This is a genomic window from Bradyrhizobium macuxiense, from assembly GCF_001542415.1.
In the GTDB taxonomy this organism is placed as follows: Bacteria; Pseudomonadota; Alphaproteobacteria; order Rhizobiales; family Xanthobacteraceae; genus Bradyrhizobium; species Bradyrhizobium macuxiense.
Window position 1 is genome coordinate 217,903 of sequence record NZ_LNCU01000072.1, and the last position, 17,385, is coordinate 235,287.

Annotated in this window: 16 protein-coding genes; 11 read left to right on the forward strand and 5 right to left on the reverse strand. The window is 64.5% G+C overall.

The window, feature by feature from the left end; all coding sequences use genetic code 11:
• The first annotated feature begins 68 nt into the window (after positions 1–68).
• Complete coding sequence (locus AS156_RS21230; protein WP_066508281.1) at positions 69–608, forward strand: P-loop NTPase family protein; 540 nt, start codon at positions 69–71, stop codon at positions 606–608.
• Positions 608–1,075 carry a type II toxin-antitoxin system RatA family toxin gene (locus AS156_RS21235; RefSeq protein ID WP_066508283.1) on the forward strand — a complete coding sequence of 156 codons (468 nt, stop codon included), beginning with the start codon at positions 608–610 and terminating at the stop codon, positions 1,073–1,075. The genes AS156_RS21230 and AS156_RS21235 overlap by 1 nt, the downstream gene beginning before the upstream one ends.
• Before the next feature lie 93 nt (positions 1,076–1,168).
• Here AS156_RS21235 and AS156_RS21240 read toward each other — a convergent pair whose 3' ends face one another.
• The 3 genes from AS156_RS21240 to AS156_RS21250 form a co-directional block, all read right to left on the reverse strand.
• Entirely contained in the window at positions 1,169–1,558 is a 390-nt protein-coding gene (locus tag AS156_RS21240) for a BA14K family protein (RefSeq protein ID WP_066508288.1), read from the reverse strand.
• 149 nt (positions 1,559–1,707) lie between these two features.
• Entirely contained in the window at positions 1,708–2,307 is a 600-nt protein-coding gene (locus tag AS156_RS21245) for a CinA family protein (RefSeq protein WP_066508289.1), read from the reverse strand.
• A 1-nt stretch (position 2,308) separates the two neighbouring features.
• Positions 2,309–3,520: a bifunctional 2-C-methyl-D-erythritol 4-phosphate cytidylyltransferase/2-C-methyl-D-erythritol 2,4-cyclodiphosphate synthase gene (locus AS156_RS21250; RefSeq protein ID WP_066508290.1), complete on the reverse strand. Its 1,212-nt coding sequence runs from the start codon at positions 3,518–3,520 to the stop codon at positions 2,309–2,311.
• 286 nt (positions 3,521–3,806) lie between these two features.
• On the opposite strand from AS156_RS21250, the gene dusB reads away from it, so the two are divergent.
• The 8 genes from dusB to mgtE all read left to right on the forward strand — a co-directional run bounded on the left by dusB (position 3,807) and on the right by mgtE (position 14,957).
• Entirely contained in the window at positions 3,807–4,808 is a 1,002-nt protein-coding gene (gene dusB, locus AS156_RS21255) for a tRNA dihydrouridine synthase DusB (RefSeq protein WP_082747667.1), read from the forward strand.
• Positions 4,805–5,980, forward strand: a complete 1,176-nt coding sequence (locus AS156_RS21260; protein WP_066508292.1) for a two-component system sensor histidine kinase NtrB — start codon at positions 4,805–4,807, stop codon at positions 5,978–5,980. Before dusB ends, AS156_RS21260 begins: the two co-directional genes overlap by 4 nt.
• Before the next feature lie 9 nt (positions 5,981–5,989).
• On the forward strand, positions 5,990–7,432 hold the full coding sequence (gene ntrC / locus AS156_RS21265) for a nitrogen regulation protein NR(I) (RefSeq protein ID WP_066508297.1): 1,443 nt from the start codon (positions 5,990–5,992) through the stop codon (positions 7,430–7,432).
• Between the two features lie 235 nt (positions 7,433–7,667).
• A complete protein-coding gene (locus tag AS156_RS21270; RefSeq protein ID WP_066508298.1) occupies positions 7,668–10,034 on the forward strand; it encodes a sensor histidine kinase NtrY-like in 2,367 nt (788 codons plus the stop codon).
• A 17-nt stretch (positions 10,035–10,051) separates the two neighbouring features.
• Positions 10,052–11,422 carry a nitrogen assimilation response regulator NtrX gene (gene ntrX / locus AS156_RS21275; protein ID WP_066508364.1) on the forward strand — a complete coding sequence of 457 codons (1,371 nt, stop codon included), beginning with the start codon at positions 10,052–10,054 and terminating at the stop codon, positions 11,420–11,422.
• 377 nt (positions 11,423–11,799) lie between these two features.
• Entirely contained in the window at positions 11,800–12,048 is a 249-nt protein-coding gene (gene hfq, locus AS156_RS21280) for an RNA chaperone Hfq (protein WP_006020546.1), read from the forward strand.
• 11 nt (positions 12,049–12,059) lie between these two features.
• The gene (hflX, locus tag AS156_RS21285) at positions 12,060–13,454 is read left to right on the forward strand and encodes a GTPase HflX (RefSeq protein WP_066508299.1); all 1,395 of its coding nucleotides are present in this window, start codon (positions 12,060–12,062) and stop codon (positions 13,452–13,454) included.
• 132 nt (positions 13,455–13,586) lie between these two features.
• The gene (mgtE, locus tag AS156_RS21290; protein ID WP_066508300.1) at positions 13,587–14,957 is read left to right on the forward strand and encodes a magnesium transporter; all 1,371 of its coding nucleotides are present in this window, start codon (positions 13,587–13,589) and stop codon (positions 14,955–14,957) included.
• 177 nt (positions 14,958–15,134) lie between these two features.
• On the opposite strand, the gene mazG is transcribed toward mgtE, so the two are convergent.
• The gene (gene mazG / locus AS156_RS21295; protein WP_066508301.1) at positions 15,135–15,980 is read right to left on the reverse strand and encodes a nucleoside triphosphate pyrophosphohydrolase; all 846 of its coding nucleotides are present in this window, start codon (positions 15,978–15,980) and stop codon (positions 15,135–15,137) included.
• A 188-nt stretch (positions 15,981–16,168) separates the two neighbouring features.
• Between mazG and queC the strand changes: the two genes are divergently transcribed.
• Positions 16,169–16,891 carry a 7-cyano-7-deazaguanine synthase QueC gene (queC, locus tag AS156_RS21300; RefSeq protein ID WP_066508306.1) on the forward strand — a complete coding sequence of 241 codons (723 nt, stop codon included), beginning with the start codon at positions 16,169–16,171 and terminating at the stop codon, positions 16,889–16,891.
• 81 nt (positions 16,892–16,972) lie between these two features.
• Here the strand turns inward: queC and AS156_RS21305 are convergent.
• The coding region (locus tag AS156_RS21305; protein ID WP_201456007.1) for a transposase at positions 16,973–17,385 on the reverse strand (413 nt) is incomplete at its 5' end.

Sequence of the window (17,385 nt, forward strand, 5' to 3'; positions counted from 1 at the left end):
TCGAGCACGATCTTTCCGGAAGTCCAGTGCCGGCTTTTCCGAATCGTGTTCCAGCCGTGGACTGACCAATGCAGCGCGTTCTGGTGATGGGATCGTCAGGGTCCGGCAAGTCGACGTTTGCGCGGCGGCTCTCCGACATCACCGGCATTCCATCCGTATCGATCGATGCGTTGTTCTGGAAACCGGGTTGGGTCGAGTCCGACGCGGAGGAATTCCAGCGCCGCATGACGGATGCGGCGCGTCAACCGCGCTGGATCATGGACGGGAACTACATGGGGAGCGGCGCGGGTGAATTGCGCCGCCAGCTCTCGGATACGATCATCTGGTTCGACCTGCCGCGGTCGACGTGCATGTTCGGTATCCTCAGGCGGATCGCCGGGAGCTATGGCAAGGTTCGCCCCGAGATGGCGGCCGGCTGTCCGGAGAAGATCGATCTCGAATTCTTTCGCTATGTCTGGACCTATCGCCAGCAGCAGCGGCCGAAAATGGTCGAGTTCTTCGCGGGTTTGCGTCCCGATCAGGCGCTGGTCTGCTTCACCGATCGGGAGCAGGCGGATGACTATCTGGAGGACCTCGCGCTGAAGCAAAATCGTGCGAGTATCCACTGATGCCCCGATTTTCCAGCAAGCGGCGGGTTCGCCACGCCGCACAGCAAATGTTCGATCTGGTCGCCGACGTCGAGCGCTATCCGGAATTCGTGCCGCTGTGCCATTCGTTGAAGATCCGCCAGCGCACCCCGAAGGACGACGGCACCGAGGTCGTGATCGCCGACATGACCGTCTCGTTCAAGCTGGTGCGCGAATCCTTCACCAGCAAGGTGACGCTGGACCGGCCCAATATGAAAATCCTGGTCGAATATTTGCGGGGCCCTTTCAGCAATCTCGAGAATCGTTGGACCTTCGAGGCGAAGTCCGAAACCGATTGCGACGTCGGATTCTTCCTGTCCTACGAGTTCAAGAGCCGGATGCTTGCGCTGCTGATGGGCTCGATGTTCGACGCCGCGTTTTCACGCTTCGCGGCCGCATTCGAGAAGCGGGCAGATCAGATCTATGGGAAACCGCAAGCTTCGACCTAATGGGCCGGCTCGCGCGTTTTCAATGTTGCGTATCCGCAGAAACGACAATGCCCGGCGCGAGGCCGGGCATGACAGAACCGTTACGGATTCTGCTTACGGGCAGGGGCGACGTCCGCCGCTGCTGGAGAGATAGGTCCCAGACGCCGGATCGTAGGAGCGGAAGCGCTGCGAGCAGTAGGCGTCGTTGTTGGCTTTCGCCTGGCTCGCGGCGATTGCGCCGCCGATGATCGCGCCGGCGGCGAGGCCGCCGATGATGGCCGCGCCGTTGCCGCCGTGCCGATGGCCATAATATCCGCCGCGATAACCGTAGCCGCCGCGATAGCCAGGACCGCCATGCCAGTGACGATACTGCACCTGCTGGACGGATGTCGGCTGATCCTGCAACGCTGCAGGCGCAAGTGGCGCGGCGAACGAGGGTACGACGGCCGAAAGCGTCATGGCCGCCGTCGTCGCAGCCACAAGCATGGTTCGCAGCTTCATTATTGTCTCCTTGTTGGGCTGGGAATCAAAGGCGAGGGTGATCGAGTGATAACAGCCGACGAGCTGCTTCGTTCCCGCTGAACGAGCGTCACCGGGTCGCAGTTGACACGCGGCAGGACGAGGCCTTGTGCACGTGACTCATTCCGCGCCGATCATCCGCGGGGTGATCGGCGACGTTTCGTGGCGTGACTTCGCGGTGAACGGGCAACCCGCGGCCGCAAACGGCTCACAGCCTCGCGGCGTGGCTTGGCGGTCTGCGGAGGACGCGCCAATTCCATCAGCATTCGCAAGGCTTCGACCACGGAGCGTTGACGCACTGCGCTGCGTCCGATCGCACCGAACCGTTGTTCGCGGTGAATGATGCGGCCGTCGCGCGCCGCAACGGCGAAATGCACCAGCCCCACCGGCTTGCCCGGCGTCGCGCCGCCTGGGCCTGCGATGCCGGTGATGGAAACTGCGAGATCGACGCCGGCCTTCTCCAGCGCGCCGATTGCCATCGCGGTCGCGGTTTCCTTGCTCACCGCGCCGAAGGTCTCGAGCGTTGCCGCCTTGACGCCGAGCATCGCCCGTTTGGCCTCGTTGGAATAGGTCACGAAACCGCGGTCGATCACGTCGGAGGAGCCGGGGATGTCGGTGAGCGCACCGGCAACGAGCCCGCCTGTGCAGGATTCGGCGGTCGCGACGGTCAGCTTGCGCATCCGGCACAGGTCGAGCAGCGAGCGGGAGAGGGCACGAGCGTCGCTGCCGCCCATGTTACGCGCTCCGGCCTTTGTCGTCCCAACCTTGATCGGTCCAGGGGAGGCGGATGGTGGCGCTCGCGGTTGCCGCGATGCCTTCCTCGCGACCGGTGAAGCCGAGTCGCTCGCTGGTGGTCGCCTTCACCGCCACGCGTGAGATGTGAACGCCGGAGATCTCCGCGATCCTCGCGCGCATGGTGTCGCGCAGCGGGCCGATCTTCGGGCGCTCGCAGATCAGCGTCACCTCGAGGTTGGCGATACGTCCGCCGCGCGCCGTGACGCGCTCGACCGCGTATTTGAGAAACTGGTCGGACGAGGCGCCCTTCCATTTGGCGTCGCTCGGTGGGAAGTGCGAACCGATATCGCCGTCAGCCAGGGCGCCGAGGATGGCGTCGACCAGCGCGTGCAGCCCGACATCGCCGTCGGAATGGGCGAGAAAGCCCTTGGTATGCGGCACGCGCACGCCGCAGATCATCAGGTGGTCGCCGTCGCCGAAGGCGTGGACGTCATAGCCGGTGCCGGTCCTGATGTCGCCGAGCTGGCTGGCCAGTCGCGCTTCCTCGCGGACGAAGTCTTCGGGCGTCGTGAGTTTCATGTTGGCAGGATCACCTTCAAAAGTCGCAACCGTCAATCCCGCCCACTCCGCGAGCGCGGCATCGTCGGTGAAATCGCTGCGGCCTTCACGCGCCGCGCGACGATGCGCTTCCAGTATCACGTCGAAACGAAAGGCTTGTGGCGTCTGCGCGATCCGCAAGCGTGCGCGCTCCGGCGTCGCCTCGACGTCGCCGGTGTCGCCGGTGAGCTTGATCGTGTCGGTCACGGGGACCACCGGGATCGCAGCACCGGTACGGCCCGCGGCCGCGATCGCGCGCGAGATCACGGCTGGAGTGACGAAGGCGCGCGCGGCGTCGTGGATCAGCACGATATCAGGCTTTTCCTTGGCCAGCGCCTCGAGCCCCGCATGCACGGAGGCCTGTCGGGTCGCGCCGCCGGGAGTGGGCGGCTGATGACGGAGGCCGGCGACGGCCTCGCGGAAAAGGGCGGCATCGTCGGGATTGACCACGGGCTGGACCGCAAACACGTCCGGATGCCCGGAGAAAGCCTCCATCGCGCGGTAGATCACGGTCTGTCCGCCGATGGTCCGGTATTGCTTCGGCCCGCCCGCGCCGGCGCGCAGTCCGCGTCCAGCTGCGACAAGGATGGCTGCGGTACGGTCAGGCTTCGGCATTTTGAACCAGTGACAGACGAATCAGGGATGAGGGAGACGCGACGGGGGCGCCGCGCACAGCCCTTAGCATGACCGCTGCGCAAAAACAGAGCGTTTCCAGATGACTGTGGGAAAAGCAGATTTTGTTGCAGTGCACTTGCGCAAATGGTGGAAGTGTCTAAACTGTAGGCAAGAAGCTTGACTGCACAAGATTTGTGCTCACAATATGCGATATCGGCTGCAATGGCGTGGTCGACGAAACGACGAGACGACCGTGACCGGCGTGCAAAGTGTCCCTCGTAACCCGTTGAAGATAGGCGACATTGCTGTCGCCAACCGGGTTCTCCTCGCGCCCATGTCCGGCATCACCGACGCGCCCTTCCGGCGACTCGCGGCCACGCTCGGTGCCGGATTGGTGGTCTCCGAGATGACCGCGAGCGACGATCTTGTGAACGGCAAGCCGATGTCCAAGCTGCGCTGCGAGGCAGCCGGGATCGGCCCGCATGTCGTACAGCTCGCGGGCTGCGAGACCCGCTGGATGGCGGAGGGCGCCCGTATCGCCGAGGCTGCCGGCGCCGACATTATCGACATCAACATGGGCTGCCCGGCCCGGCACGTGACCGGCGGCCAGTCCGGCTCGGCGCTGATGCGCGATCTCGATCACGCGGTCACGCTGATCGAGGCGACGATCGCAGCGGTCAAGGTCCCGGTGACGCTCAAGATGCGGCTCGGCTGGGACGATCGCTCGCTCAATGCGCCGGAACTGGCGCGCCGTGCGGAGGCCGCCGGCGTTCAGCTGATTACCGTGCATGGCCGTACCCGTTGCCAGTTCTACAAGGGCGAGGCTGACTGGAGCGCCGTGCGCGCCGTAAAGGACGCCGTCACGATCCCGCTGGTGGTCAACGGCGACATCACCTCGTTCGACAAGGCCACCGCTGCGCTCGACATGTCGGGTGCCGATGCGGTCATGATCGGCCGCGGTGCGCAGGGCCAGCCCTGGCTGCCGGGCCAGATCGGCCGCCGGCTGGAAACCGGCGTCGCCGAGGCTGTGCCATCGCTCGCCGAGCAGCTCGCGCATGTCCGCGCGCTCTATGACGAGGTCTGCAGCCATTACGGCATGCGCATCGGGTTGAAGCATGCCCGCAAGCATCTCGGCTGGGCGCTCGAGACGGCGGCAGCCTGCAGCCGCGCGCCGGCCGCGACGCTGAAAGCATGGCGGCAAAGGATCCTGACCTCAGACGAACCGTCCAGCGTGCATCGGTCGCTCGAAGATGCCTATGACGATTTTGCCTGGAGTGCTGCCGCATGACGTCAGCCATGGAACAGCGCCGGCCCGTGCCCACCGATGGCGAGGCGATCCTGAACGCACTGCCCAATCCGGTGCTGCTGGTGGCGCCGGACGGACGGATTGTCGACGCCAATATCGCCGCCGAATCCTTCTTTGAGATATCGACGCAGTTCTTGCGCCGGCAGTCGTTGAAGGAGCTGGTGCCATTCGGCAGCCCGCTGCTCGCGCTGATCGAGCAGGTGCGGACGAGTGGTTCGCCGGTGAACGAATACAAGGTCGATCTGGGCACGCCGCGCATCGGCGGTGATCGCCAGGTCGACCTGCACGTCGCACCGTTGACCGAACGGCCCGGCCACATCGTGGTGATGCTGCAGGAGCGCACCATTGCCGACAAGATGGATCGTCAGCTCACCCATCGGAGCGCGGCGCGCTCGGTGATCGCGCTGGCCGCGATGCTCGCGCATGAGATCAAGAACCCGCTGTCGGGCATTCGCGGCGCCGCGCAACTGCTGGAGCAGCAGGCATCCTCCGAGGACCGGCTGCTGACGCGGTTGATCTGCGACGAGGCCGACCGGATCGTCACGCTGGTCGATCGCATGGAAGTGTTCGGCGACGACCGGCCGGTGGCGCGAGGCCCGGTCAACATCCATTCCGTGCTCGACCACGTCAAGCGGCTGGCGCAATCGGGCTTTGCCCGCAATGTCCGCTTCATCGAGGACTATGATCCGTCGCTGCCGCCGGTGCTGGCCAATCAGGATCAACTGATCCAGGTGTTCCTCAATCTGGTGAAGAACGCGGCCGAAGCGGTCGCCGATCTCGGAAGCGATGCGGAGATCCAGCTCACCACGGCGTTCCGTCCAGGCGTACGGCTATCGGTGCCGGGCAAGAAATCGCGGGTCTCGCTGCCGCTCGAATTCTGCGTCAAGGACAACGGAAGCGGCGTGCCGGAAGACCTGCTGCCGAACCTGTTCGATCCCTTCGTCACCACAAAGCAGACCGGGAGCGGGCTGGGCCTCGCGCTGGTCGCCAAGATCATCGGTGATCACGGCGGCATCATCGAATGCGAGTCGCAGCCGCGAAAAACCACGTTCCGTGTGCTGATGCCGATGTACAGCGCCGCCAAACAACACGACCAAAGCAACCGCGATGACGTTCCGGGTACGCCGTCGCCTGCCTCTCAGGATATACGATGAGGAACAGCAATGCCCGCAGGTAGCATACTTGTCGCTGACGACGACACCGCAATCCGGACCGTCCTGAACCAGGCGCTGTCACGCGCCGGTTATGAGGTACGCCTCACCGGCAACGCCGCCACGCTGTGGCGCTGGGTCAGCCAGGGCGAGGGCGATCTTGTCATCACCGACGTGGTGATGCCCGACGAGAACGCGTTCGATCTGCTGCCGCGGATCAAGAAGATGCGGCCGAACCTGCCGGTCATCGTGATGAGCGCGCAGAACACCTTCATGACCGCGATCCGCGCCTCGGAACGCGGGGCCTACGAGTACCTGCCGAAGCCGTTCGATCTGAAGGAGCTCATCACGATCGTCGGCCGCGCGCTCGCCGAGCCGAAGGAACGGGTGTCGAGCGCCGCCGACGATTCCGAGTTCGATTCGATCCCGCTGGTCGGCCGTTCGCCGGCGATGCAGGAGATCTACCGCGTGCTGGCGCGGCTGATGCAGACCGACCTCACGGTGATGATTTCCGGCGAGTCAGGCACCGGCAAGGAGCTGGTTGCCCGGGCGCTGCACGACTACGGCCGTCGCCGCAACGGGCCGTTCGTTGCGGTCAACATGGCGGCGATCCCGCGCGACCTGATCGAATCCGAATTGTTCGGCCATGAACGCGGTGCATTCACCGGTGCCAACACCCGCGCTTCCGGCCGCTTCGAGCAGGCCGAGGGCGGCACCCTGTTCCTCGACGAAATCGGCGACATGCCGATGGAGGCCCAGACCCGCCTGCTGCGCGTGCTGCAGCAGGGCGAATACACCACGGTCGGCGGCAGGACCCCGATCAAGACCGACGTGCGTATCGTCGCCGCCTCGAACAAGGATCTGCGTATCCTGATCCAGCAGGGCCTGTTCCGGGAGGACCTGTTCTTCCGCCTCAATGTCGTGCCGCTGCGGCTGCCGCCGCTGCGCGAGCGCATCGAGGACCTGCCCGATCTCATCAGGCACTTCTTCTCGCTCGCCGAAAAGGACGGGCTCCCGCCCAAGAAGCTCGACGCCCAGGCGCTGGAGCGGCTCAAGCAGCACCGCTGGCCGGGCAACGTCCGCGAGCTCGAAAACCTCGCCCGTCGGCTGGCCGCCCTCTATCCGCAGGACGTCATCACCTCGTCCGTCATCGACGGCGAGCTTGCACCGCCCGCCGTTGCCTCGGGCGGCAATGCGACCGTCGGTGTCGATAATCTCGGCGGGGCGGTCGAGGCGTACCTGTCTTCGCACTTCTCCGGTTTCCCGAACGGGGTACCGCCGCCGGGCCTCTATCACCGCATTCTCAAGGAGATCGAGGTGCCGTTGCTGACGGCAGCGTTGGCGGCCACCCGCGGCAACCAGATCCGGGCTGCCGACCTGCTCGGGCTGAACCGCAATACGCTGCGGAAGAAGATCCGCGACCTGGATATCCAGGTCTATCGCAGCGGAGGCTAGGCCTCCGCGGTCACGGGAAACCCGGAAGGAACCAAAACCGGAGATTTTCCGGGCCGGCGCCCCGGCTTGGTGGGCGGCTCTCGCCTGCCGGTATCGCCTACGGCGTCGGTGCCGCTTGTGGACCCTGATCAACATTCAATTAACGCCGCGGAAATGTCGCAATTCGGCAACATTGTGATATGATTGCATCAGTTCGCAATTCCCGCGGGCGCAAGCAGTCACTTCAATTGCCGGTATGACCAGCGCAGAGACCACGGCTTCAACGCTAGACACGTCACGCCCAGAGCAGAAGGGCTTTCCCCTGCGGAGATGGCTTGCGCCATTTGCGGCGGTCACGGCATTGCTGTCGGCGTCCCTGACCTTCGTGGTGCTGAGCGGGCTGACCCCGATCCAGCCAACCAAGCACGTCGTCTACTCATTCCTGCTGATCAATACCGCCATCATCCTGCTCCTGGTCGGAATCATCGTCCCGGAGGTCTGGAAGGTGTTCCAGGCCCGCCGACGGGGCCGGGCGGCGGCACGGCTGCATGTCCAGATCGTCAGCCTGTTCTCGGTCATCGCGGTGCTGCCGGCGGTGCTGGTCGCCATCATCGCCAACGTGACCCTGGACCGCGGCCTCGACCGGCTGTTTTCGGGGCCGACCCGGGAAGCGATCCAGAACTCGCTCAGCGTCGCCCGCGCCTACACCTACGAGCACGCCCAGCTGATCAATGGCGACATCCTGTCGATGGCCAACGATCTGTCCAGCGCGCGGCCGCTCTATGACCAGGACCGGCAGACCTTCCAGCAATTCCTCACGGTGGGCGCGGCGGCCCGCAACCTGACCGGGGCGATGCTGCTCGACAAGGACGGCAACGAACTGGCGAAGGCCGAGACCGGGATCACGAAATCCTTCGTGACCCCGCCGAAGGATCTGCTCGACAGCGTCACCGACAGCAAGCCGGAGATATCGGTCTTCCCGGAGGAGAACTACGTCGCAGCCGTAGTTCGCCTGCGGGGTTTTACCGACACCTTCCTCTATGTCGCGCGGCTGCTCGATCCGCGCGTCATCAGCCAGCTGAAGCAGACGCAGGCGAGTGTCGCCGAATATGCCCAGACCGAGTCGCGCCGGCTTGGTATCCAGGTGACGTTCGCGCTGATGTTCGCCGTGATTGCGCTGACTATTCTGATGGCCTCGGTCCTGATCGGACTTAATTTCGCCAACTGGCTGGTCGAGCCGATCCGCAACATCATGAGTGCGGCAAACCAGGTTTCGACGGGCGATCTGCATGTGCAGGTCCCGGTGGTCAAATCCGAGGGCGATCTCGCCCAGCTTGGACAGACCTTCAACAAGATGACGCAGGAGCTGCGCACCCAGCGTGACGAGCTGGTCAGCGCGAGCGAGCTGATCGACAGCCGCCGCCGCTTCATCGAGGCGGTGCTGTCCTCGGCGAGCGCCGGTATCATCGGCGTCGACGCGTCCGGTAGCGTCGGCATCCTCAACCGCTCGGCCGAGAAGCTGATCGGGCACGCCGAATCCGAGACGCTGGATCATCCGCTGTCGGACGTGCTGCCCGAGCTCGACGAGATGATGAAGACCGCGCGGGAGGGCACCCAGCGCCTGGTGCAGGGCCAGATCACGATCAATCGCGACGGCCACGAGCGCAATCTTTCGGTGCGGATCTCGGCCGAGATGACCAGCCACTCGCGCGACAGCTACATCATCACGCTCGACGACATCACCGAGCTGGTGTCGGCGCAGCGCACCTCCGCCTGGGGCGACGTCGCCCGGCGCATCGCCCACGAGATCAAGAATCCGCTGACCCCGATCCAGCTCTCCGCCGAGCGCATCCGCCGGAAATTCGGCAAGACCATCACCGAAGAGAAAGACAAGTCGATCTTCGAGCAGTGCACCGACACCATCGTGCGCCAGGTCGACGACATCAGGCGCATGGTCGACGAGTTCTCGCGATTCGCGCGGATGCCGAAGCCGGTGATGGAGGGCGAGGACGTCGCCGACGTGGTGCGCCAGGCGGTGTTCCTGATGAAGGTCGCTCATCCCGACCTCGACATCGAGGCCGACATCAAGCAGTCGCCGCTGCCTGCGCAGTTCGATCGCCGGCTGATCTCGCAGGCGTTGACCAACATCATCAAGAACGCAACCGAAGCAATCGAGCAGGTCCCGCCCGAGGAGCTCGGCAAGGGCCGGATCGACGTCGTCGCGCAGCGCGAGAACGAGGACATCATCATCGACGTCGTCGACAACGGCATCGGGCTGCCCAAGGTCGCTCGCGCCCGGCTGCTGGAGCCCTATGTCACGACGCGGGCAAAGGGCACCGGCCTCGGGCTCGCGATCGTGGGCCGTGTCCTGGAAGACCATGGCGGCCGTATCGAGCTCAAGGATGCATCGGACTTCCGCGAGGGCCAGCGGGGGGCCTGGATGCGCCTGCGCTTTGCCGTATCGGGCCAGGCGGCCAAGCCCGAAATCAGGGAGCAAGGCCCGGATGTAAAACCGGAATCGGCCGGACAGAAACTTGAAAAAAATCCGCCGGAGGAGGCGACCAGCGCCCCGGCAGAAGCGACCAACAATGAACCAAAAATCAAAGCCGCGACGGGCGACTGACAAGACAGGTGTATCTCATGGCTAGCGACATTCTGATTGTCGATGACGAGGCTGATATTCGCGACCTTGTTGCGGGCATCCTGGACGACGAGGGATTTTCCACCCGCACCGCGCGTGACAGCGACTCGGCACTGACCGAGATCACCAACCGCCGGCCGCATCTGGTCTTTCTCGACATCTGGCTGCAGGGCTCCAAGCTCGACGGCCTGCAGCTGCTCGAGCAGATCAAGAAGGACAATGCCGATCTGCCGGTGGTGATGATCTCCGGCCACGGCAACATCGAAACCGCCGTGGCCGCGATCAAGCGCGGCGCCTATGACTTCATCGAGAAGCCCTTCAAGTCGGACCGGCTGATCCTGGTGGCGACCCGGGCGCTGGAGACCTCGCGGCTGAGGCGCGAGGTGAAGGAATTGAAGCAACTGGCTCCGGCAGCGAGCGTTCTCACCGGCCGCTCGGCATGCATGAACCAGCTCCGCCAGACCATTGATCGCGCCGCCAAGGCCAACAGCCGCATCCTGATCGTCGGACCTGCGGGCGCAGGCAAGGAGCTCGCCGCCCGCACGCTGCACAACGCATCGGGGCGCGCCGAGGGGCCGTTCGTGGTCATCAATGCCGCCGCGATCACGCCTGAGCGGATGGAGGTCGAGCTGTTCGGCGTCGAGGGATCGAACGGCGAACAGCAGCGCAAGGCCGGCGCGCTCGAAGAGGCGCATGGCGGCACGCTGTTCATCGACGAGATCGCCGACATGCCGCGCGAGACCCAGAACAAGATCCTGCGCGTGCTGGTCGACCAGACCTTCCAGCGCCAGGGCGGCACTGCCAAGGTCCATGTCGACGTCCGCATCATCTCGTCCACCGCACGCAATCTGGAGGAGGAGATCGCGGCCGGCCGCTTCCGCGAGGATCTCTATCACCGCCTGTCCGTGGTGCCGATACGCGTTCCGCCGCTGTCCGAGCGGCGCGAGGACATTCCCGAATTGATCGACTACTTCATGGACCAGATCTCGGCCACGACAGGCCTGCCGAAGCGGCAGATCGGGCAGGACGCGATGGCGGTGCTGCAATCGCATGTCTGGCCAGGCAACGTCCGCCAGCTCCGCAACAACGTGGAGCGCGTGATGATTCTCGCCGGCGGTGGACCGGAGGCGATCATCACCGCCGACATGCTGCCGCAGGACGTCGGCTCGATGGTGCCGGCGATGCCGAACTCCAACAATGGTGAGCACATCATGGGCCTGCCGTTGCGGGAGGCGCGGGAGGTGTTCGAGCGGGACTACCTGATCGCCCAGATCAGCCGTTTTTCCGGCAACATCTCGCGCACCGCGGAGTTCGTCGGCATGGAGCGGTCGGCGCTGCATCGCAAGCTGAAGGCGCTGGGGGTCGGCTGACCGCCAGGTTACAGACCGAATCCGCTGGACGATCGCCGGGCGCGGTCGGTGTAAGGGCTGGTTATCAAGTGGCTTTGCAGGGCTTGGGACGGTTGTCGCGGGGCTTAAATCGGATAGCTCGCCGAGCGTGTCTTGGTGCGACTTATCCACCTACTTGAGAATATTTGTCTCTTTTCACGGGCTTTCTTAGAATTGCCACCGTGTTCCTACGGAGTGACGCGCGAACCGGCTTGCCTAAAAAGCGCGCGTAGCCTCTAATCGTACCGCTATGCCTGCCGGAGGGGGATCTCAGGACGGGTGAGCAGCCGGGGAGGCTCCGTCAGAGAGCAACAACCGGTTCAATAAAAAAGAAGCACAAGCTTGCGGGATAAAAACAAATGGCGGCAGACCGCGCACAAAATCTACAAGACACCTTCCTTAATCACGTTCGTAAAACCAAAACGCCACTGACGATATTTCTGGTCAACGGAGTGAAGCTGCAGGGGATTGTCACGTGGTTCGACAATTTTTGCCTGCTGCTGCGGCGCGATGGTCATTCGCAACTCGTCTATAAGCACGCGATCTCGACCATTATGCCTGGAGCTCCGATCCAGTTGTTCGAAGGCGGTGAGGACGCACCGGCTTGAGAGTGAACTGATTGGAACCCTTCAATCGTGAAGGGGGCGCCGACCGGACCAAGTCTAGGCCCGGGTCGGCGGGGGACAGCAACACCGGGCGGGTGATCGTCATCGGCCCGTATCTGCGCGCGCGCCGCGGCGACGGTGACGGGCAATCGGATGCGTCTGTCCGCGACTATGAGGCGCGGATCGAGGAAGCGGCAGGTCTTGCGCGCGCCATCGATCTCGCCGTCGTGGAGTCCGTCGTCGCTGTTATCAGCCAGATTCGTCCCGCGACCTATCTCGGCAAGGGCAAGGTCGAGGAGTTCACCGGTCTCATCGCCGGCAACGCGATCGAGCTCGTGGTGATGGATTGCGCGCTGTCGCCGATTCAGCAGCGCAACCTGGAGAAGGCCTGGAGCACGAAGGTGCTCGACCGCACCGGCCTGATCCTCGAAATCTTCGGCCGCCGTGCCAAGACGAAAGAGGGCGCGCTGCAGGTCGAGCTCGCGCATCTCAATTATCAGCGCAGCCGTCTGGTGCGGTCCTGGACCCACCTCGAGCGCCAACGCGGCGGGTTCGGCTTCATGGGCGGTCCCGGCGAAACCCAGATCGAGGCCGACCGTCGCCTGATCAGCGAGCGCATCACCAAGCTCGAAGGCGAATTGAAGAAGGTACAGGCGACGCGGCGGCTGCATCGCGCCGGGCGCCAGCGCGTGCCGTACCGCGTGGTCGCGCTGGTCGGCTACACCAATGCCGGCAAGTCGACGCTGTTCAATCGCCTGACCCGGTCAGACGTGCAGGCCGCGGACATGCTGTTCGCGACGCTGGACCCGACCTTGCGCGCACTCAACCTGCCGCATGGCGGCAAGGCGATGCTGTCGGATACGGTCGGCTTCATCTCCAACCTGCCGACCCAGCTCGTGGCAGCATTCCGCGCCACGCTGGAGGAAGTGCTTGAGGCCGACATCATCCTGCACGTTCGTGACATCTCCCACGAAGACGCCGAAGCGCAGGAGCGCGATGTCGAGGCCGTGCTGCGTCAGCTCGGGATCGATCCCGATGCCGATGGCGGCCAGCGCATCATCGAGGTCTGGAACAAGGTCGACCGTTTCGATCCCGATGAGCGAGAGAACCTGCGCAACATCGCTGCGCGCCGGCCGCCGGAGCGGCCGTGCTTCCTGGTCTCCGCCGCCTCAGGCGAGAGGATCGACGAGCTGCTCTCCGCGATCGAGGACCGGCTCGCGGCCAAGCGCATGACGCTGCACCTGTCGATCGATGCCTCCGACGGTGCCGGCATCAGCTGGCTGCATCGTAACGCCGAGGTGCTGAACAAGGAGCTGCGCGGCGAACGCTTCGACATGACGGTGCGGGTCGACGAGACCAAGCGCGACATCGTGATGTCACGGTTCGACGCGGTGCCGAGCGGCGCGTAACGCTCCTCCGCACGTTCGGCAGGGGCTCGGGCCTCCGCGGAACGCAGCTTGCGACCATCTGCCGCACTTTCTGTTTGAAATTCCCATCGCCTTGGTTCATTGCGCTGCTGGACGCAAAGCCGAGGGCGATTGATGCAGAATTCCAGCGAAGCCGTGGAGCGCATGACGCGCGCCAGCCCGAACGGGGATCTCGCCCATGAGCGGGCGCCGGAAATCGTCGAGGCGCTCAATGCCCAGGAACCGGCGGATGCCGCAAGGATGCTGCGATCGCTGCCGGCCGAGAAGGCGGTCGAGGTGCTGGACTTGCCCGGGCTCGACAACACCTGCGAGATCATTGCCGAGTTGCCCACCGACACCGCAGTCGCACTGCTGTCCGGCGTCTCGGACGACCGGGCCGCCGACATCTTCAAGGAGCTGATCGAGCCGCTCCGAACCACGCTGCTGAACCGGCTCAATCCGGACACCAGGGCGACCATCTCGGCGCTGCTGGCCTATCCGGAACGCAGTGCCGGCAGCATCATGACCACCGAATTCGTGAGCGTGCCGTCGACCTGGACCATCGCCGAGGTCCTGCATCACATCCGGATGGTCGAGCGCACCCGCGAGACCGTCTACTCGATCTTCGTGGTCGATCCGATCAAGAAGACCTTGATCCAGGCGGTCTCGTTGCGCCGCCTGATCTCCGCCGATCCCCACGCCGGCGTCCTGAGCGCAGCACCTGCGCGCCGGCCGCTGATGATCTCGCCGGAAGCCGACCGTATGGAAGCGGCCCGGCTGATCTCGCGCTACGATCTCCTGGCGGTTGCGGTCGTCGATGGTCCGGGGCACATCCTCGGCATCGTCACGGTCGACGACGTGATCGACACCATCGTCGAGGAATCCACCGAGGACGCCCAGAAGTTCGGCGGCATGGAAGCGCTTGACGAGCCCTATTTGCGGATCAGCTTTCTCGAGATGATCAAGAAGCGCGGCGGTTGGCTGTGCGCACTGTTCCTCTCCGAAATGCTCACCGCCAGCGCGATGCAGACGTTCCAGAATGAGTTGGAGAAGGCGATCGTGCTGACGCTGTTCATACCCCTGATCATGAGCTCGGGCGGTAATTCCGGGTCACAGGCGACATCGCTCCTGATCCGTGCGCTGGCACTGCACGAGTTGCGCCTGCGCGATTGGTGGCGCGTCGCCTTGCGCGAGCTGCCGACCGGTATTGCGCTTGGCGCCATCCTGGGCGTGATCGGCATAGCGCGAATCACCGTGTGGCAGACGCTCGGATTCTTCGACTATGGGCCGCATTGGGAGCTGGTGGCCGTGACCGTGGGTATGGCCCTGATCGGCATTGTCACGTTCGGATCGCTGGCGGGATCGATGCTGCCGTTCGTGTTGAAGCGGATCGGCTTTGATCCGGCGAGCGCGTCGGCTCCGTTTGTCGCGACGCTGGTCGACGTCACCGGCCTCGTGATCTATTTCGGCGTCGCTGCCGTCATTCTCCGTGGCACGCTGCTGTGAGGTGAGGGGGCGCATCTGCGTATCTTGGCGCTGCCGCGTCCACATATTCGCAGTCGTCCCTGCGAAAGCAGGGGCCCATAACCACCGGCCGTGGTTGTTGAGGTCGATCGCAGTTATCGCAACTGCGCTTTGGCGGTGAATTGCGCGCGGGACTGACGTCGTCGGCCTACCGATGGATCACGCGGTATGGGTCCCTGCTTTCGCAGGGACGACAGCTTTTTTCGCCTCGTTCCACAGTGCGTCCATTTCCTGCAATGACGCCTCGCCGAGCGAACGGCCGCGCGCGACGAGGGCCTTCTCGATATAGGCGAACCGCCGTTCGAACTTGGCGTTGGTGCCGCGGAGCGCCGTCTCGGGATCGGCGTCGACGTGGCGCGCCAGGTTGACGAGCGCGAACATCAGATCGCCGGTCTCTGCCGCAAGCTCCTCCTTGTCGTTGCGGTCGAGCGCAGCCTCGATCTCGTCGGCCTCCTCGCGGATCTTGGCGAGCACGGCGCGCGGGTCGTTCCAGTCGAAGCCGACGGTGGAGGCCTTGCGCTGCAATTCCATCGCGCGCGTCAGCGCGGGGAGGCCGGCCTTCACGCTCGCCAGCAACGAGCTGTGCGCGGTGTCGTCCGGCGGCCGACGCGCGGCGCGCTCGGCCTTCTCTTCGGCCTTGATGCGCTCCCAGGCGCTCTTGACGCCGGCCGGCTGGATGTTGCCGTCCTTGTCGGCAAAGACATGCGGATGACGGCGGATCATCTTTTTCGTGATCGCCTCGACCACGTCGCCGAACGCGAAGGCCTGCTGCTCCTCCGCCATCTGCGCGTGATAGACGACCTGGAGCAGGAGATCGCCGAGCTCGTCGCGAAGATCCTCGAAATCACCGCGCGTGATGGCGTCGGCCACCTCATAGGCTTCCTCGATCGTGTAGGGGGCGATGGTCGAAAAATCCTGCTCGAGGTCCCACGGGCAGCCGGTCACCGGCGTGCGCAGCGCGGCCATGATCTCGATCAGGCGGGAAATGTCGCGGGAAGGGGTCATGGGGCACCGGACTTTGAGGGCAGTGGCTTTATGCCAAAACGTCGTCAGTGATCCCAGCAAAACGCGCCGAAATCGCGATGCTGTCCACCGATTGGCCGGGCGACCGAGGACTGGATTTTCCTGGGGCGACGCGTTTTCTTCACACGAACCGGTGCCCACTTCGCTCGAAAACGCTATAAGCCCGTTCCATGAACGACCAGATCAATCCAGACACGGCGCTGGTGCTGTTTTCCGGCGGCCAGGATTCCACCACATGCCTCGCCTGGGCCCTGTCGCGCTTTGCCCGGGTCGAAATGCTCGGCTTCACCTATGGCCAGCGCCACGCCATCGAACTCGAATGCCGCGATCGCCTGCTTGATGGCATCAAGGCGCTGCGGCCGGACTGGGCCGCCAGGCTCGGCGACAGCCATACGCTCGCGATCCCGACGCTGTCGGAGATTTCTGATACCGCGCTGACCCGCGACGTCGCAATTGAAATGGGGGCGGACGGGCTGCCCAACACCTTCGTGCCGGGCCGCAACCTGGTGTTCCTCACCTTCGCGGCGGCGCTCGCCTACCGCCGCGGCATCCGCCACGTCATCGGCGGCATGTGCGAGACCGATTACTCCGGCTACCCGGATTGCCGCAACGACACCATCAAGGCGTTGCAGTCGGCCCTCAACCTCGGCATGGCCAAGAACTTCGAGCTGCACACGCCGCTGATGTGGCTCGACAAGGCGGCGACCTGGCGGCTTGCAGATGAGCTCGGCGGGGCAGGGCTGGTCGACCTGATCAGGGAGCACTCCCACACCTGCTATCTCGGCGAACGCGGCGCGCTGCACGATTGGGGCTATGGCTGCGGCGAATGCCCGGCCTGCACGCTGCGGGCGAAGGGCTGGCGGGAATATGCGGCGCAGCACGTCAATCACTGAGTTGCCCGACGGCGCAAGGTGGCGTCCTGGAAGTGGTTGGAATTGGTGTGGCGCGTCTGCGGGTTCATTGAAGGTATCTGATCATGCGACGAGGTCAATTGGCTGATCATCGGGTTTGGTGTCGAGCGTCCGCCAGCCATCGACTTTGCGCAGATTGATCTGGCCCGAGGCGAGCAAGGCCCAAAACAACATGGCGGCGGTGTCTGCCGATGGCAGCACGCTCTGTGTCTTGATCCGGCGTTTGAACTCCTCGTGCAGACGTTCAATAGCATTGGTGGTGCGCACGCTCTTCCACTGGCTCGGCGGCAAACGTGCGAAGGTGAACAGCCGCTCGCCAGCCTCCTCCAGGCTGTCGGCCACGGCGCGATGTTTGAGCCGCCATTTGCGGATGAAGGCCCTGCGCCGGGTGGCGATCTGCTCGGGGGTCGTGGCATAGATCATGCCGTTGTAATCGGCGGTGATCTCCTCATGCAGGCGCTCGGGTGCGTGCGCCA